Source organism: Neptunomonas qingdaonensis (assembly GCF_900113275.1).
In the GTDB taxonomy this organism is placed as follows: domain Bacteria; phylum Pseudomonadota; class Gammaproteobacteria; order Pseudomonadales; family Balneatricaceae; genus Neptunomonas; species Neptunomonas qingdaonensis.
In genome coordinates, this window is the sequence record NZ_FOOU01000003.1 from 423,914 (window position 1) to 440,864 (window position 16,951).

General features: G+C 49.1%; 15 protein-coding genes. All 15 read left to right on the forward strand.

The genetic code is table 11. From position 1 onward, the window contains the following. Window positions 1-5 precede the first annotated feature (5 nt). A complete protein-coding gene (locus BM099_RS06970) occupies window positions 6-1,901 on the forward strand; it encodes a phage tail sheath family protein (RefSeq protein ID WP_090726093.1) in 1,896 nt (631 codons plus the stop codon). A gap of 11 nt (window positions 1,902-1,912) precedes the next feature. Further along, window positions 1,913-2,437, forward strand: a complete 525-nt coding sequence (locus BM099_RS06975) for a phage tail protein (RefSeq protein ID WP_090726095.1) — start codon at window positions 1,913-1,915, stop codon at window positions 2,435-2,437. A 19-nt stretch (window positions 2,438-2,456) separates the two neighbouring features. Further along, window positions 2,457-3,236 carry a T4 family baseplate hub assembly chaperone gene (locus BM099_RS06980; RefSeq protein ID WP_090726097.1) on the forward strand — a complete coding sequence of 260 codons (780 nt, stop codon included), beginning with the start codon at window positions 2,457-2,459 and terminating at the stop codon, window positions 3,234-3,236. After that, the gene (locus BM099_RS06985) at window positions 3,236-4,189 is read left to right on the forward strand and encodes a hypothetical protein (RefSeq protein WP_090726099.1); all 954 of its coding nucleotides are present in this window, start codon (window positions 3,236-3,238) and stop codon (window positions 4,187-4,189) included. Before BM099_RS06980 ends, BM099_RS06985 begins: the two co-directional genes overlap by 1 nt. Then, complete coding sequence (locus BM099_RS06990) at window positions 4,186-5,394, forward strand: Pvc16 family protein (protein WP_090726101.1); 1,209 nt, start codon at window positions 4,186-4,188, stop codon at window positions 5,392-5,394. Before BM099_RS06985 ends, BM099_RS06990 begins: the two co-directional genes overlap by 4 nt. Continuing rightward, a complete protein-coding gene (locus BM099_RS06995; RefSeq protein ID WP_090726103.1) occupies window positions 5,391-7,484 on the forward strand; it encodes an ATP-binding protein in 2,094 nt (697 codons plus the stop codon). The genes BM099_RS06990 and BM099_RS06995 overlap by 4 nt, the downstream gene beginning before the upstream one ends. Next, window positions 7,481-7,771, forward strand: coding sequence for a hypothetical protein (locus BM099_RS07000; protein WP_090726105.1), 291 nt, complete (start codon window positions 7,481-7,483; stop codon window positions 7,769-7,771). The genes BM099_RS06995 and BM099_RS07000 overlap by 4 nt, the downstream gene beginning before the upstream one ends. Continuing rightward, complete coding sequence (locus tag BM099_RS07005; protein ID WP_090726107.1) at window positions 7,768-8,760, forward strand: eCIS core domain-containing protein; 993 nt, start codon at window positions 7,768-7,770, stop codon at window positions 8,758-8,760. Before BM099_RS07000 ends, BM099_RS07005 begins: the two co-directional genes overlap by 4 nt. Window positions 8,761-8,787: 27 nt before the next feature. Then, entirely contained in the window at window positions 8,788-11,313 is a 2,526-nt protein-coding gene (locus tag BM099_RS07010; RefSeq protein WP_090726109.1) for an eCIS core domain-containing protein, read from the forward strand. A gap of 106 nt (window positions 11,314-11,419) precedes the next feature. Beyond that, window positions 11,420-13,918, forward strand: coding sequence for a proprotein convertase P-domain-containing protein (locus BM099_RS07015; protein ID WP_090726111.1), 2,499 nt, complete (start codon window positions 11,420-11,422; stop codon window positions 13,916-13,918). A 55-nt stretch (window positions 13,919-13,973) separates the two neighbouring features. Continuing rightward, window positions 13,974-14,630, forward strand: a complete 657-nt coding sequence (locus tag BM099_RS07020) for a hypothetical protein (protein ID WP_090726113.1) — start codon at window positions 13,974-13,976, stop codon at window positions 14,628-14,630. Continuing rightward, window positions 14,627-14,989 (forward strand): LysM peptidoglycan-binding domain-containing protein, encoded by a 363-nt coding sequence (locus BM099_RS07025; protein WP_090726115.1) that lies wholly within the window; start codon window positions 14,627-14,629, stop codon window positions 14,987-14,989. The genes BM099_RS07020 and BM099_RS07025 overlap by 4 nt, the downstream gene beginning before the upstream one ends. Continuing rightward, window positions 14,982-16,121 carry a hypothetical protein gene (locus BM099_RS07030; protein ID WP_090726117.1) on the forward strand — a complete coding sequence of 380 codons (1,140 nt, stop codon included), beginning with the start codon at window positions 14,982-14,984 and terminating at the stop codon, window positions 16,119-16,121. The genes BM099_RS07025 and BM099_RS07030 overlap by 8 nt, the downstream gene beginning before the upstream one ends. Further along, window positions 16,118-16,627 carry a phage baseplate assembly protein V gene (locus tag BM099_RS07035; RefSeq protein WP_090726119.1) on the forward strand — a complete coding sequence of 170 codons (510 nt, stop codon included), beginning with the start codon at window positions 16,118-16,120 and terminating at the stop codon, window positions 16,625-16,627. The genes BM099_RS07030 and BM099_RS07035 overlap by 4 nt, the downstream gene beginning before the upstream one ends. A gap of 1 nt (window position 16,628) precedes the next feature. Beyond that, the gene (locus BM099_RS07040; protein ID WP_090726121.1) at window positions 16,629-16,949 is read left to right on the forward strand and encodes a hypothetical protein; all 321 of its coding nucleotides are present in this window, start codon (window positions 16,629-16,631) and stop codon (window positions 16,947-16,949) included. Window positions 16,950-16,951: the final 2 nt, after the last annotated feature.

A 16,951-nucleotide genomic window follows, 5' to 3' on the forward strand; every position in this document is an offset into this window, starting at 1 on the left:
AGGACATGCCAGTATCTCCCACTTATCCCGGTGTATATATTGAGGAAGTCCCCAGCGGTGTACGTACCATTGCTGGGGTTGCAACATCGATTACTGCTTTTGTTGGCTACACCAAAAAAGGTGCGGTTGATAAGGCGGTTCATATTACGAGTTTTTCAGACTTTGAGCGCAGCCACGGTGGTTTAGATCGAGGCAGTCCGCTTTCCTATGCGATAAAACAGTTTTATGCCAATGGTGGGAGTGAAGCTTATGTCGTAAGGGTTGCTACCGGTTATGCCCCAGTTCGCTGGCAGATAGATGATAGCGCGGGTGCTGTGCTGGATGTTGCTGCTTCTAGCCCCGGTGTTTGGGGTAATGATCTGCGTATTAGCATTGAGCATAACGGAACACGTAACCCTGATGCCGAGTTTAATCTGGTGGTGTCGCAATTGGTCATTCAGGGAGGCGCATCGCAAACCGTACCCCTTGAGACTCATCGAAACCTCAACCTGAATCCTGATTCTCCTAACTATGTGGTGTCTGTGGTTAATGCCGCTTCAGCCACTATTTGGGTAACTCAGGCACCGGGTTTGGTGTTTTCGCGTCAAGGTTTTGTTGTCAGCAAAAGTATTACTTTTCCTCTCAATCTCACGGATACCACGTTAGCCGGCAGCATCGATGGTAATGCGTCATTTTTATTGGCGCTTTCCGCCAGTTTCGCTGATATGAGTGCCCTGGTAACCAATCTGAATGCAGCGATCGCGACGGCGGGATTGGATTCACGCATGGTGGCTGCAGAGTCAGGGCTTGATGGAGACCTGGCAGGAACTGGTAGTGTCAGAATTGCCTCGTTAGCGACGGATGAATCCTCTTCAGTTGTGGCTGCTGTGGGTGCACCGGGAGGGCTGACTTCGAGTATTGGTTTAGGTTTAGCTGCGGGTGGGCGCGAGTTTACCGGGGATTCAGAACATCGTCCTGATGTGGTGAGTAACCTACTACCGCAGACAAATGGTAATGATGGCAGTAAAGGTGCGGCTACTGAGCTGATGGGGAATCAATCAACTAAAACCGGTATGTACGCGTTACTCGATGTGGATCTGTTTAATTTGTTGTGTATTCCTGAAACCCGTGACCTCTCTCAGGGGCAGGCCGATCCTGTTATTCAGGCAGCGATCAAGCTCTGTGAAGATGAGCGCGCATTTTGCATTGTGGATCCGCCTAGCAGTTTCAATCTCTCTACTATTGCCGGCTGGGCCAATGGTGTTTCTCAATCACGCAATGCGGCGGTGTATTTTCCGAGCGTATTAGTGGCTGATCCGCTCGATAGTTTTAGACAAAACGCGATGGCTTCTTCAGGTTCTATTGCCGGTGTTTACGCGCGAACTGATAGCTCACGCGGTATTTGGAAAGCGCCAGCCGGCACGGATGCTACGTTAAATGGTGTGGCGGCTATCAGTGCACCGATGAATGATATTGAGAATGGCGGAATTAATAAGGCCGGTGTAAACGCACTACGTAACTTTCCAACTTATGGAAAAGTGATTTGGGGAGCGCGCACCATGAAAGGCGCAGACGCGCAGGCAGATGAGTACAAGTATGTGCCGGTGCGGCGTTTGGTGTTGTTTCTTGAGGAAAGTTTATATCGCGGTACTCAGTGGGTTGTGTTTGAGCCTAATGATGAACCGCTTTGGTCGCAGATCAGGCTGAATCTCGGTGCCTTTATGCACAACCTGTTTCGTCAGGGGGCATTTCAGGGAATAACGCCACGCCAGGCCTATTTCGTTAAATGCGATAGGGAAACCACAACGCAGAATGATATTGATCGAGGCATCGTCAATATCGTGGTGGGGTTTGCGCCATTAAAACCTGCTGAGTTCGTCATTATCAAATTCCAGCAGATTGCTGGCCAACTTGAAGTTTGAAGGAGTAAATCATGGCTCAGTTTAGTGTAAATCCACAAAGATTTGATCCCTACAAGAACTTCAAGTTTCGCATTAGATGGGATGGCAAGTATGTCGCGGGTATCAGTAAAGTGGGTGCGTTGAAACGCACTAATGAACCGGTGACGCATCGTGAGGGTGGCGACCCCAGCACCGAGCGTAAATCACCCGGACAAACAAAATATGAAGCGATCACGTTGGAGCGAGGCGTAACGCACGATACAGAATTTGAGAAGTGGGCGAACAAGATCTGGAATTTTGGTTCTGGCCTCGGTGCTGAAGTCTCTCTCAAGGATTTTCGTAAAGATATCGTTATTGAGATGTACAACGAAGCGGGCCAGTTGGCTATCGCTTATAAGGTGTTTCGCTGCTGGGTGTCTGAGTATCAGGCATTGCCTGAGCTGGATGCCAGCGCTAACGCCGTGGCGATTCAGACGTTGAAGTTAGAAAACGAAGGCTGGGAGCGGGATTATGAGGTAACTGAACCTGCAGAGCCCGAATTCACGGAACCCGGTTAACGGGCGGTGGTGACAGTCAATGAAAGTGCTGAGCGCAGATGAATTATTAACGGTATGGGAGCAGGGCCTGAATCAGCCTTTATTGCGGCGGGCATTGATTTTGTTGGCCGCTGCTTTTCCCGAAATACCCCCGGATAATCTTGCGCAAATGAGTATCGGCCAACGTGACGGCTTGCTGATGCAACTTCGTGAGTGTTTGTTTGGACAGGCATTACTCAATACGGCTGTTTGTCCTGAATGCGCTGAGCGCCTTGAGTGGCAGAATCTCCTCAGCGATTTTTTACTGTCGCCTGATCAAACTAAAGCTCCACTACATAAAGCCCAACTACATGAGTTTGATTTGGATACAGGTGGGTATCAGCTGCTGTTTCGCTTGCCCAATAGCCTTGATATCGCTGCCGTTATCAACAGTCATCACTTACAAGAACAGCAACTACATCAACTACAACCTCAACAACGGCAGCTGTTATCACGCTGTTTGCTGAAGATTGAACAGGAAGGTAATGGATGTGACTTTGAGGAATTACCTGATGCTGTTCTTCAAACCCTCTCAGCCCGTCTCGAAGCATTAGATCCTCAGGCGGATATCAGGCTTAATCTGACCTGCCCAGAATGCGCACATGAGTGGACTGTGTTATTTGATATCGCCAGTTTTTTATGGACGGAGGTCAATGATTGGTCAGAGCGAATGTTGCAAACGGTCTATCAGTTAGCCGCAGCCTATGGCTGGAGTGAGCAGGAGATTCTCCGTCTTAGTCCGGTTCGCCGACAACTCTATCTTGGCTTGATGGGGGCGTAATGGATTTTCTTCAGAATTTAATGATACGCCACCAAACGGAGACGACTCAGCCGATAGCGGGGTTACATCGTGCTGCGGTAATAGTACAGCCACGTCAAAAGTTAAGATTTGAAAGCGGCTCAGAGTCTCTTATGCCAGCAGCAGATATGAGTCAGGCAAATTTGTCTGATGCACAAATCCCAGAGGAATCTGCTGATCTTCGGCCGTTAACCGCAGCCGTTTTTGAAGAATTGGACAGGGAAGTTGCAAGAGATAGTGAGTATGGAAATAAGAATATAGATAGGGATATAAATAAGAGCTTACATAAGAGTGCAGACAAGGGGACAAATGAGCCGTTAAACAAGCTTAGTGCTAAGGCAGGTGGTAATGAAAGCGGTCTTGATCATCCGGCAATGGAGCCAATAGGGCAGATGCCCGGAAAGTCAGCCTCCATGTCGAGAGCCTCTCTGCCGGCAAATGAGCAGCATTTGATTCAGGCATCTATTCAGTCAGGCATGCAGTTAGATATGCAGCAGGGTTTGCAGCCTAATGCGAAAAATAGCATCCCGGGCAGTACCCAAAACAGTATTCAACACGGCGTCCTGGATAGAAATCAAAAGAGCACGCTTCAGAATAAACTACACTCGGCACAATCTATAGCTGGATTCATGAATACACCGCAACATGTACTTGCATCACAACTGACCTCATCACCAGCGCCACTTCTTAATTCCGGGTTATTACAGACGCCTGATTGGCTCAGCCAAATACAAGCCGATTTGCAGGATCGCTGGCAAGAACTGAATCAGCAGGCGCAGGCTGAACCTGTTATCAATGTCACCATCGGCCGTGTCGAAGTGCGTGCAGTGAGAGCAGATTCACCACAACCACCGCGTAAAAAAAGTGCGTTACCCAGTGGCGTCATGACATTAGACAGTTACCTGAAGCAGCGTGATAGCAGGGGGCCTGTATGAGCAGCCCAGATGCTTTAGCGACGGTGACCGCCACACTGAAAAGTTTATTACATCCTCTGGTTGATGATGAGGCTAAAGTGACTACTCAGCCACCCAGTAAAGCCCGCACTGGCGACGATGATCAGATCAATATTTTTTTATACAGTACGCAGATTAATACGGCCTTTAACAATGCACCTTTGCCTGGAGTGACGCGTAACGGAGAAACGGCTCATCCGCCTTTGCCTTTAACGCTTAAATATCTGATTACCGCCTACGGTGCTAATGACGATGATATTTCCGGCCAACAGTTAATGGGCCAGTTGATGAGTTTGCTACATGATCATCCGATTCTTGGGCCAACAGATATTGTTGGCATCATGCCGGACTCGGATCTGGATCATCAGACAGAGCGCATCCGTGTTACCGCTGATGGATTGTCATTGGATGAGATGTCTAAACTCTGGGCAAGCTTTCAGTCGGCAGAATACCGATTATCAGTGGGCTACGAAGTATCCTTAGTGCTGATTGAGAGTACGCGCCCGTCAATTACGCCATTGCCGGTCTTAACCAGAGGAGAAGCAGATCATGGTGTGATAGCGCAGGCAAATCTGATTCCGCCATACCCTGCGATTACTGATATTGCTTTACTGAGCCAGCAGCCAAATGCGGTGCTGGGAGATAGCCTGACTCTTCACGGCCATTACTTGGATGGAGATAGCGTAAATGTACGCTTTAAACATCCGCTGCTTGTAAATCCTATTGATGTACCTGTATTAACAGCGAGCTCGGGTACCCGGATTCGTATTGATATTCCTGATGCGTCAGCGGATTGGCGGGTAGGTTTTTATGCCGTTGAGGCCGTTATCAGCAAAGCGAGTGGGCAGCGAGTTACGAATGGTTATCCACTCACGCTGGCACCCGCTATTACGGCGATAGCACCGCTAAACCCAGTTCCTCGCAATGGTTCAGGCGCTGTGACATTAACGATCAGTTGTCGTCCTGAAATATTGCCACAGCAGCGGGTAACACTGCTTTTGGGTGATCGCGAAGTACCATCTCAAGCGCATCCGGCACAAACCGATACACTTATTTTTGTTGTTGATAACGCACCTGTTGGCTCCCGTTATATTCGTTTGCGAGTTGATGGAGTCGATAGCTTACTGATAGACCGCTCGGTTACCCCTGCGGTTTTTGATAGTGCGATGGAGGTGATCATCTCATGAATCAGCAGTCAGACTGGGTGAATGCTAATGAGGCATATTTGGCGGCTATGCTGGCATGGTTGCGGCTCTCGTTGCAGCGAATGATATCTCCGGTTGTTGAAGAGCAGCAACCCCCTGATGTGTCCTCAGCTAGCTGGTTTAAACGCATTAAAAAAACCGACAATTGTCAGGTTAAACAGCCACCTTCCTGTTCTTCACATAAACCGGATGATGCCGAGGTAAAACAAGCCTGGCATGCAGTACAGGCATGTGAAAGTCATGAACCGCCTCCTGCTATGCTGTTGTTATCGAGTGCACTGGGTTTATCCACTTTCGATACTCAGGTATTGGCGCTGTGTGTTGCAATGGAGCTGGATACTTGTATGAGCGGGTTATGTGCCAAAGCGCAAGGCGATCCGAATAAGCCCTATCCGACATTTGCATTGGCGTTTGCACTTTTTGATGAGCCTGACTGGAATGTTTTAACGCCTCATGCGCCGTTACGTTATTGGCGTCTGTTGGATATTAACCAGCCAGGCACGCAGCCTTTGACAAGCGCTGCTTTGGGCACAGATGAACGGATAGTTAACTACCTGAAAGGGCTCAATTACCTGGATGACAGGTTAGCGCCTTTAATGGATGTGGTTGATCTTGAGGATAACGATGGCTTGTTAGTGCAATCACAGCAGCACGAAGTTGATAAGGTCATTGAAGCGTTACAAGCCAGTTATGGGAGACAAAACACGCCCGTTGTTGAATTGCTCGGACATGATGCCGTCAGTAAACGCTCGGTTGCTTGGCGAATTTCCAAGGACTTAGGACTTAAGCTTTTTGCCATTAATCTGAAATCCATACCCGAGCAAAGCGCCGATTTTGAAACCTTCGTCCGCCTCTGGGAGCGGGAGTCGCTGTTAATGCCGCTGGCGCTATATATCGAGGTGGATAGCCCTGTTGAAGCAGAGCGCAGACTTCTTAAACGCTTTTTAGACAGGAGTAACGGCGTTGCTTTTGTCGGAATAGAAGATGTCGGTGTCGACAAACAGGGACAAAGCATCTGTGTAGAAATCAGTAAGCCAACACCACAAGAACAACGGCTATTGTGGCGGGACGTGTTGCAAGACGATGATAACGGTCATTCAGAACGTTTAGCCGAACAGTTCTCCTTTTCTCAGGATGTGATCCAGCATCTTGCTAAAAAATCACTGACTCACTGCCAAGGCAGTAAAACCGCTTTGAATGGTGAACTCTGGCAGGCCTGTCGTCTTGCTGCCCGGGCAAGTATGGAACAGCTGGCACGCCGTATTGATACTAAAGCGACGTGGAATCAGCTGGTCTTGCCCAACGAACAAAAAGAACTTCTGCAGAGTATTGTTGGTCAGGTGGCTTACCGCAATCATGTTTATGAAGGCTGGGGTTTTCGTGCCCAGATGAACCGCGGGTTGGGTATCAATGCCTTATTTGTCGGCGAAAGCGGCACCGGTAAAACCATGGCTGCCGAAGTGATTGCCAATGACCTTAAGCTTGATTTATATCGGGTTGATCTGTCCTCTGTGGTGAGCAAATACATTGGCGAGACGGAAAAAAATCTGCGCAAGTTATTTGATGCAGCCGAAGATAGCGGTGCAATTTTATTCTTTGATGAAGCCGATGCCTTGTTTGGTAAACGCAGCGAAGTCAAAGACAGCCATGATCGTTACGCCAATATCGAAATTAACTATCTGTTACAACGCATGGAGACCTATCGTGGCCTCGCCATACTTGCCAGCAATATGCGCAGTGCGCTGGATAAGGCTTTTGTACGACGTTTGCGTTTTATTGTGGATTTTTCATTCCCCGGCATCGAGCAACGAGCCGAAATCTGGCAAAAGGTGTTCCCACCTCAAACGCCGATTGAGGGCATGCTGGACTGCCAACATCTCGCTAAATTGAGCCTGACAGGCGGCAACATTCATAACGTCGCACTGAACGCCGCCTTTCTGGCGGCACAGCAAGGTGTGAAGATTAGTATGCCGCTGGTGTTAAGCGCTGCACGTATCGAATATAAAAAACTGGAACGACCGGCCAAAGAATCCGATTTCTTGTGGCAACAGGCCGAAGGAGTTGTCGTATGAATATTCATTTGCACATCGATACACTCGTGCTTAATGGCTTAGATATCCAGCCGCATCAGGCTCTTGCATTAAAAGAGGCGGTTGAAGCTGTTTTAACGCATCAGTTGACGTTACAAAATCAAGCCGATACGTCTTCACAATCTCCATTTGCAACAGCCTTTGCAGCGTCCGGTATACCTGAAAACCAGCCTGTTAACGCTGGCCAAATTTCCATTAACCGCAGCCAGAGTATGGAAAGTATGGGCCAAAAAATTGGCAATGCGGTTTATTGGGGGATCAGAAAATGACTATGTTAAGTACACCTCAAGTCAAAAATATAGATCGATCCACTGCTTTGTTAGCAGGACGGGTTTTGCAGCGCAAGTGCGCCTGTGGGCAGCATAGAAGGGCAAATGGTCCCTGCGAGGCATGCAGTAACAAGAAAGCTGAAGGGAGTCAGATTCCTGGCGTAGTATACGAAGCATTACGCTCATCCGGGCAGCCATTAAATAGCCAGACGCGTACCTTTATGGAGCAGCACTTATCGCAAACATTGATTAATGCACCGGTCAGATCAGTACAAAGAGGTGTGGCTGCTAGCAGTACAACAAGTAGTTTACGTCTCGGTGCACCAGATAGCATTTATGAAAAAGAAGCTGATCATGTGGCTGCTGCTTTGTCATCCAGCATACCTCGTTTTTCTGCTGCAACACAGGCACAAAAGCCTATAGATCTTTCGGCTGTGCGTATTCATACCGGTGCTAAAGCCAATGAATCAAGCTGCGCTATTAATGCCAGAGCCTATACCGTCGGCAGTGATGTGGTATTTGCAGCCAACCAATTTTCCCCTAATAGTGCTGCAGGACGCCACTTACTCGCTCATGAGTTGACCCATGTTGTTCAGCAATCGACCAATAGTCAGGTATCGCGAGTGATACAGCGGGCGGGGTGTGGAGGGCGTACGTATAAAAACTGCGCAGGTGCACCTTGTGTCGCGGTAAGTGGTCGGCGGGGTGTGTGCCAATGGGGAGGTGTTACATACGGATGTCGCTGTCGAGATCAGTCTGGTGATGAACCACCTCCTGTGAGCCGAAGAGTAAGTGATGCACTACCTTACTGGCTAGCTGCATTATTAGGCGCTGCGGCTACGGCGGCCGTTATCGCTTGTTTTGCCTCGGGGGCTTGTGAATTTGGGCTGGTCGTTGCTGGCTTAGGGACAGCGGCAGCGGCAGCAGTCATAGCGATCCTAGATGCTGCGGGTATCCGGGATACTGGTAGCGGTGGTGGTTCTGCGTAATTAACTTAGTGAGTGTGGAAGCAAATCATGTCTTATGAACGCACTGAGCAAACAAGCAACAAATCGCCGGCAACCCTGTCATCGGTGTCTCGCGTTTTGCAACGTAAGTGCGCTTGTGGGCAGCATTCGCAAAGGGGCGAATGCGAAGAGTGCGCTAAGAAAAAACATAAGCTGCAACGTAAGTTGATGGTGGGGGCCAGTAATGACCCGTTAGAGCAAGAGGCTGATCGGGTCGCTGAGCATGTTATATCGATGCCAATGCATTCATCAGCGGTGAGCATGCCGCGTATTCAGAGATTTTCAATATCATCTGGCGAAGCCTCAGGTGTAGCGCCAGAGAGTGTCGATCGGGCATTGGTAAGTCAGGGGCAACCGCTTAATGAGTCATTGCAGCAGGAGATGAGTCAGTGCTTTGGTTATGACTTCTCGGGTGTGCGGGTACATACCGGCAGCATTGCTGATCAATCAGCACGGGAGCTGGGCTCACAAGCCTATACGGTGAAACAGGATATTGTATTTGCTGCAGGTCGGTTTGCCCCACAAACCTATAGCGGCCGACGATTGCTGGCCCATGAGATGACACATGTTGTGCAGCAGTCTGGTGGTCGTTCTGCTGACTTTTCACCTGTTGGTGGCGAGAGACTTCAGCGTAAAGGTGAGTCTGGTAAGTCGGAGTCTAAATCGACAAAAAAACTTCCAAACTCTAGTAAGGATGTATCTCCGGTTGATTTTACGCCAGAGCGCTCTCCGGGCCACGATAAAGTCAAACGAATTTATATTTCGTGTGCTCAGCAGCGCCTGCGTCTAGAGACCTCTGCTATCAACTATACCTATGTCTTGACTGAGTGTTCATTACCTATGGGGTCATATGAAACCCAGGTGACTGTATCGAACAACGATTTCCATCTTGATTTCGGCAAAAGAGCAGAGGAGGGCGAAGCGTTTGAATTTACATATAAAGTTGAGGCTGATCAAGAAAATCCGGCGACGTATTTAAGCGAACAGCCAAGTGTACATGTTGATGTAGTAAGTGAAGTACCCGCTGCGCCTCAAGAGTCTATTGAGAAAAAAGCTGATAAAGAAGGGGAATTAAGTAAAAAACCTCAGTGCTCAATTAGGCTAGATGATCGTGACCTAGTGAAGTCAGATTCACTAAAAAAAGATTTATTTAAACCTAAAAAATTCAAAAAAGAGATCTGGAATCACAAAATACCTTTGGGCCAATTTGGTTGGGTGGCGGTAGTGGCGAAAGCCACTGGTGGGTTGTCGGGGAATCTTGCAGCAAGTTATGGGCCTGGGCGATTAAGTAATCTCTGTCTAACTCATCTTGTTGATAGCGGTTCTGATGGCACAACTATTGGTGTTGGTGGGCGGGCTCATTTTAGTATGCCAGCTCGTGCGGCTATTCGATTGACTGGTAATGGGAAATTAAAAATTACTGGCGATTACCTTAGTGTTATTGAAGTGGCAGCTGCAACGGGTGAATTAAATGCATTAGGAGAGGCTATTTTATCTGGGCAGATTGATGCGGATGTTGACATATTAGCGAAGGCAACAAGAGCGGGTAACGCGGTAGCTGATTCAGAATCTTCGGGCTCAGCTAGTTCAGACACAACGGCTAGCGATTCAACAACTTCAGGGTCAGTCGCCATTGATAAATCTACCATAACAGATTTGGATATAGCCGCTTCGGTAGGATTACGAGGACGGGCAAGTCTTCTCTTTAAGGTTGATCTTTCAGCAGGCTTCAGTATTGCGGGTGTTAATTTATGGAGCCAAACATGGCCTTTGGTGCGGTATAACCCCAGCGTTTCTTGGAATGGGGGGCTACGTTACAGTCCTAATCCAGGCATACATTGGGACCTAGGTGCTTTTGGTGTTGGTGATAGTTTGGATGGAAGGTCTGCCGATGATGAGGTGCTAGATGATAGCAGCTACCATTCTGATACAGCAGAAGTTGATGAGGATGATGTGGTTCAAGCTATATTGGATGAAACACGGGTGCAGGTTAATGCTCCGGATGGTTCTAGTCCGGATAAAGCACTTCCATTTGACTGGTATAAACCGATCGACCTTTATCCATTGAATATGGCTTTGCCAAATGCTGATGACCCTCAACAGCTGGGTAGGGATGACGGTCAGACCGAAATTCGTTTTCCAGTATCACTTATTCCAAGCCGCGATAGAAAGAAATATAGCCCTGACCCAGATGGCTTTGTTTATGAGCGCATTGGTGTGGATGATTGGCCTGCCGTTAGTCATGAATTTCAGTACACCCCTTACGATAGCCGCAGTGATCCTGAAAAAGAGCGCTTCAAACGTCTGGTTGATGCGCTGGGATACAGCCGTGCAGGCTTAGATATCGATCATGTTTGGGAATTAAACCTGAGGGGGCAAGAGTACGATCGTTTTGATAATTTATGGCCCGCTAGTAATCAGGAGCAACAACTGGCAGGAAGTCGTCATCGAATTCAAATTAGTAATTATGAAAGCCGCTTAGGAAATGTGAATGGTCGTTGGTTTGTTATTACACGAGTGAGGCACCCTGCCTGAGCGAGCTCTGATATGTAAATGATTATTGATATCTGAAATTAAAATTAAAAGTTAAGACAAGAAGTAAAACGAGGAACGACAACAGTAAGCGGTTAGGAGGCATGTGATGAATAAGTCAGCTAAAACTTACACCTATCGCGGAGGCGAGAAGGTCGCTTTGGAAAAAAGTCCTGATCAGATGGTGGTTAGAGCATTGCCTGCGAGTTTGGACGATGCCGCTATTGCTTCATCTGAGCAGGTGTCATCCGCCTCCACCCGAATCAATACTCGTGGCGCAGATCTTGATGCCTTAATGGAGCGTAGCCGTGTTGTCGCGCCTACGCATCATGCTTATTACGAAGCGGATTCAGGGTCTGAGTTTTTAATTACGGACCGAATTTTTGTCACCTTTAAAGAGGCGCTTTCTGATCAGGATGTTGACGCACTCGCTGGACATTATGCATTAGTGAAAGTTGCCACGTACAGTGATCGGGATTACCTGTTTCAGCTCACTAATCATACCGGCATGAATCCGGTTAAATTGGTGGTGAAACTTACAGAAGAGGAGCCTTTGATAGAGGCAGCGGAGCATGACCTGAATCAGCGGATGAGTGCTGAGCAGTTCTCTGTTCCTACTGATCCTGATTATTCAAGACAATGGCATTTACATACACATCTGAATGATCCGGATTTTGATGTGCGTTCCAGCGCCCTATGTGAGAATTCCTGGAGCTTATTGGATGGATTTGGCAGTGAGGAGGTTGTTATTGCTGTATCTGATGATGGTTGCAAGCTGGATCATCACGATTTTGATTCGCCTGATAAATTTGCTTCATGGGGGTACTTTCGTGGTTCGCGTTTGGTAAACCCCATGGATATCGACGCGGATCCCCGGCAGATGTATAAGGCAGGATCTAATCATGGAACTTCCTGTTGTGGTGTAATTGGTGGTGAGATTGACTCGGTGCTGACGGTGGGTGCAGCAGCGGGTTGCCAGTTGTTGCCGATTCAATGGGAGTCGTCAGGGCCTTCGTTATTTATCAGTGATTCTAAGTTACTCACCACGCTTAACTATATTGCTGATAAAGCCGATGTGATGTCGAACTCATGGGGTGGTGTGCCTACCAGTGTATGGGCGTTGCCGGTTATTAACCGTATTAAAAGTTTGGCATTAACCGGTGGTCGTCGTGGTAAAGGGATTGTGTTTTTATGGGCAGCAGGGAATGAAAATTGCCTGATCAACCATACCGCTAATCAGGATGTCCCATACGATCACGGTGTTGACGTGCAAGGCGGCGCTCTGGTCTGGGTGGGTGTTAATACGACGCGTGTGTTTCGTAACAATCTTGTAGGAATTCCTGGTGTGATGCATGTTGCTGCATTGGCCAGCACTGCCAGACGCAGTCACTACTCTAACTATGGGCCGGGTATCGGTGTTTGTGCGCCATCCAGTAACAGCCATGCTTATTATCGGATGACCGTCCGGGGCTTGGGTATTACCACCACTACGGGTGAATCGGGCAACGTGACAAATAGTTTTGGCGGTACTTCAAGCGCGACGCCTTTGGTGGCTGGCGTTGCGGCACTGACTATCTCATCAAACCCAAATTTGAGTGCGCTTGAGGTGATCTCGATCCTTAAGCAAACCGCGTCTAAAGATCTGAATTTTAGTGATTATCCTCGTACGCCCCCCGCAAGTTTTGATGCGGATACCGGCTGGGATGTGTCTCCCGTGGCGCCCTTTAATAATGGTGCATTTATTGACAATGGCGATGCGGAAGGTAGCTGGAGCCCTTGGTTTGGTCATGGCCGTGTGGATGCAAATGCGGCAGTAGCAGAAGCGTTAAGCCGCCGTCAGCCGGTAGGCAACAAGGTATTTAAAGCCAGCTCTGAGCCGAATAAAAGTATTCCTGACAATAATATCAGAGGTATCAAGGATAAAATCGACTGCACTAAAGTGTTTGGACTCTCGGCTATTACCGTGAGTGTTGATATCAGCCACACCTATATTGGGGATCTGCGTGTCAGCTTGATCTCTCCCTCTGGCAGCGTTGTTCCTCTACATGATCGTACCGGTGGTAGTGCCAACGATCTGCAAGTTGATTTTGATATCTCCTCTGTACCCGGTTTGCTGGCGTTGACCGGAGAACCCGTGAAGGGGGAGTGGGCACTGCATGTGCAGGATCTCGCCTTGGCTGATCGAGGCCGCCTGAAAGGCTGGTCTTTAGATATCAGCGGTCAGAAGGACACCTCTGTGGTAGTTGAAGACAGCCCCGGTATGGGTATTCCGGATAATCGGGATGCCGGTATTGAACGGACCTTGTCGGTCTCTAAAGCAGGGCTTTTGGATAGTATCGAAGTCGAGCTGGATATTACCCATACCTATATCGGAGATCTGGTTGTCGAGCTGATTTCACCTAGCTCAACCTCTGTTTTGCTACATAACCGTACGGGTGGCTCGGCCAATAACATCATTAAAACGTACAGCCTTATCAATACCACGGCCTTACAGGTATTCATGGGCGAAACCGTTAAGGGTGCCTGGAAACTCAAGGTATCGGATCATGCCGGTGTCGATCAGGGCAAGCTAAATCGTTGGGCATTGAAAATCGTTTTAATTACATAGGTTGGAACACATAGCTTCAATTAGTTAGCTTCAGTCAAATAGGAGCGGCAAACGGATGACGACTTTTCCTAACTCTCCCCGCGTTGTTAAAGGCGGAATTGTACTCATAGACCCGGCATCTGGCAGGGTAAATCGTGTGATTTCACTGCAGTACAACCCGAGTACATTGACGAGAACATTTCAGGCTCAGCATTTAGGAGAGGGCGCTACTCATGCCGAAGCGCTGCGGCTTAAAGGCCCGGCGATGGAGACGTTGAAGCTGGAAGCCGAGATCGATGCGGCGGATCAGCTGGAATTTCCTGATCAGCATCAATCAGTCGTCGACTTCGGGGTTGCTCCGCAGCTGGCGGTGTTGGAAGCACTGCTTAACCCCACCAGTGCCGCCTTGCTGAGCAACAAGGCGCTGGCGAATGCCGGTACCTTGGAGATAGCGCCGATGGAGTCGTCGTTAACCCTGTTTGTCTGGGGTGCCAGCCGTATTTTACCGGTTCAGGTGACTGAATTTTCTATCACTGAAGAGGCTTTTGATCCATCACTTAATCCAATTCGAGCCAAAGTGAATTTAGGGCTGCGTGTGCTGACGATTGATGATTTAGGTTTTGACCACAAAGGTGGTGGCTTGTTTATGGCCTATTTACAGTCGCGTGAGCAGCTGGCATCCAAAGCCGCCACTTTTGGATTTGATGCGTTGGGAATAGGAGGCATACCATGATTGATCCCTTGAAAGCATTTATGCAGGCAAATGCGCTTAGCCCTTCCGCTTTTGCGCCAGGCAGCCGTTACCACGGATTGGATACCGCCCAATGGGTGCAACCGGATGGCGAGCTCATCACCTATGTACGACGTCGTTTTATTCCCGCGCCGGAAAATTTTGCCACGATACAGGAGCATCAAGTGGTTGAAGGTGATCGACTCGATAATCTGGCAGCGACTTACCTGGGAGACCCGCAGCAATATTGGGGATTGTGTGACGGTAATGGTGCGATAAGACCGAATGAATTAACAGAGACCATCGGCCAACGTTTACGTATTACCTTACCGGAAGGTGTGCCCGGAGGCTCCGATGTCTAGCGCCATTCACATGAGCTTGCTGATTGGGCCTGTGGTGCCGATCCCGGTGCCAGCTATGATGATTAATGCGTTGGAAGAAGCCACCGTGACCAGTTCTGCAGATTCTGCCAGCGGTTTTCAGATGCGCTTTAAAATTAATAATAAATCAGAACTGAATACTATTTTCCTGATCGCCGTCGGCCAGAACGCCAGTGTGGGCACACCGCCGTTGCGCGTGGTGCTCATTGTCACACTGAACGGCAGACCGCGCCCTCTGTTTGATGGTGTCGTGACCAAGGTCGAAGTGCAGGCCGGGCAAAATGGCCAGCCTGGCAGCATTACGGTGACAGGGGATGACCTCACTAAGGTGATGGATCTGATTGATTTTAGTGGGCTCCCTTATCCTGCTATGCCGGTTTCAGCACGGGTTGCGTTGATCTGCGCAAAATATGCGGCGTTTGGCATCATTCCACTGCCGGTTCCTGCGTTGTTTCCGGATGTTCCTATACCGGTTGAACACATACCTGCTCAACAAGGAACTGATCTGGCGTATTTACAGCAGTTAGCGAATGAGGTGGGTTATGTTTTTTATATTGAACCGGGCGAAGCGCCACTGACCAATATCGCCTACTTCGGCCCGGAGATAAAAGTAGGGCCTCCGCAACCGGCACTCAATTTGGATATGGATGCGCATACCAATGTGGAGTCATTGAATTTCAGCTTTGATCCCACCAAGGGCGTGCTGCCTGTTGTGTATATTCAAAATCAACTGACGCGTGCACCGATACCCATTCCGATCCCTAATGTGAATCCTTTGCAGCCACCGTTGGGTTTATTACCGACACCCATCGCGAATCTCAAGCTGATGAAAGATACCGCCAAGATGAATCCGATGCAGGCGATTTCCAAAGGGCTGGATGAAGCGAAAAAATCCCTGGATGCGGTGAGCGGTACCGGGAGTCTGGATGTGTTGCGCTATGGGCACATTCTCAAGCCGCGCAAGCTGGTGGGGGTTCGCGGCGTGGGGGTGGCTTATGACGGTTTGTATTACGTTAGGAGTGTAACCAGCACACTTAAACGAGGTGAGTTCAAACAGAGTTTTAGCTTAACGCGTAATGGCCTGATCTCTATTACACCGAGGGTGCCTGTATGAGTGCAACATATTTTGGCAAATACCGTGGCGTGGTACTGAATAATATTGATCCGATGCAGCAGGGTCGATTGCAGATACAGGTACCCGATGTGGCTGGCTTAGTGCCTACCAGTTGGGCGATGCCATGTGTACCACTGGCGGGTATTCAAAATGGCATGGTGGCCTTGCCCATTATTGGTTCGGGTGTGTGGGTGGAGTTTGAGCAGGGGAATCCGGATTATCCCATTTGGGTGGGTTGTTTTTGGGGCAGTACCGCCGAGGTTCCTGCATTGGCATTGCTTACCCCGCCCACTACACCCGCGATTACCTTTCAAACACCACTGCAAAATGGCATGACCATATCGGATATGCCAGGACCAACAGGCGGCATCATGTTGAAGAGTACAACGGGGGCCGCTCTTATTGTGAATGATACGGGTATTTATATTCAGAACGGCAAGGGGGCAGCGATTACGCTGGTCGGCCCCACTGTGACGATTAATAACGGCGCACTCACGGTGATTTGATATGCCAGGACCGATATTGCATGTAGGCGCAACCGTGTTATGTGCACACGGCGGAACTGCGACCCCTACGGTCCCTAATCCGCGGGTACTGGTGGGTGGTCAGCCGACGGTGCTCATGAGCGCGGTTTATGCCATTGCAGGTTGCCCATTCAATGTATCAGGCAGCCCGGTTCCGTGTGTGACCGGTCAATGGGTAGTGGCGGCGACAAGAGTGACATCGAACGGCCAGCCACTGCTATTAATGGATAGCCAGGCTGTTTGTGCGCCCAATGGAACACCGCTGATGCCGGTTAACGCGCAAACGCGAGTGATAGGGAGTTAACA

Excerpts from the sequence above, each read along its gene's own strand:
- BM099_RS06995 (WP_090726103.1), top strand. The coding sequence starts at position 5,391 with ATGAATCAGCAGTCAGACTGGGTGAATGCTAATGAGGCATATTTGGCG.
- BM099_RS07005 (WP_090726107.1), top strand. The coding sequence starts at position 7,768 with ATGACTATGTTAAGTACACCTCAAGTCAAAAATATAGATCGATCCACT.
- BM099_RS07000 (WP_090726105.1), top strand. The coding sequence starts at position 7,481 with ATGAATATTCATTTGCACATCGATACACTCGTGCTTAATGGCTTAGAT.
- BM099_RS07025 (WP_090726115.1), top strand. The coding sequence starts at position 14,627 with ATGATTGATCCCTTGAAAGCATTTATGCAGGCAAATGCGCTTAGCCCT.
- BM099_RS06975 (WP_090726095.1), top strand. The coding sequence starts at position 1,913 with ATGGCTCAGTTTAGTGTAAATCCACAAAGATTTGATCCCTACAAGAAC.
- BM099_RS07040 (WP_090726121.1), top strand. The coding sequence starts at position 16,629 with ATGCCAGGACCGATATTGCATGTAGGCGCAACCGTGTTATGTGCACAC.
- BM099_RS06990 (WP_090726101.1), top strand. The coding sequence starts at position 4,186 with ATGAGCAGCCCAGATGCTTTAGCGACGGTGACCGCCACACTGAAAAGT.
- BM099_RS07020 (WP_090726113.1), top strand. The coding sequence starts at position 13,974 with ATGACGACTTTTCCTAACTCTCCCCGCGTTGTTAAAGGCGGAATTGTA.
- BM099_RS06970 (WP_090726093.1), top strand. The coding sequence starts at position 6 with ATGCCAGTATCTCCCACTTATCCCGGTGTATATATTGAGGAAGTCCCC.
- BM099_RS07030 (WP_090726117.1), top strand. The coding sequence starts at position 14,982 with ATGTCTAGCGCCATTCACATGAGCTTGCTGATTGGGCCTGTGGTGCCG.
- BM099_RS07015 (WP_090726111.1), top strand. The coding sequence starts at position 11,420 with ATGAATAAGTCAGCTAAAACTTACACCTATCGCGGAGGCGAGAAGGTC.
- BM099_RS06985 (WP_090726099.1), top strand. The coding sequence starts at position 3,236 with ATGGATTTTCTTCAGAATTTAATGATACGCCACCAAACGGAGACGACT.
- BM099_RS07010 (WP_090726109.1), top strand. The coding sequence starts at position 8,788 with ATGTCTTATGAACGCACTGAGCAAACAAGCAACAAATCGCCGGCAACC.
- BM099_RS07035 (WP_090726119.1), top strand. The coding sequence starts at position 16,118 with ATGAGTGCAACATATTTTGGCAAATACCGTGGCGTGGTACTGAATAAT.
- BM099_RS06980 (WP_090726097.1), top strand. The coding sequence starts at position 2,457 with ATGAAAGTGCTGAGCGCAGATGAATTATTAACGGTATGGGAGCAGGGC.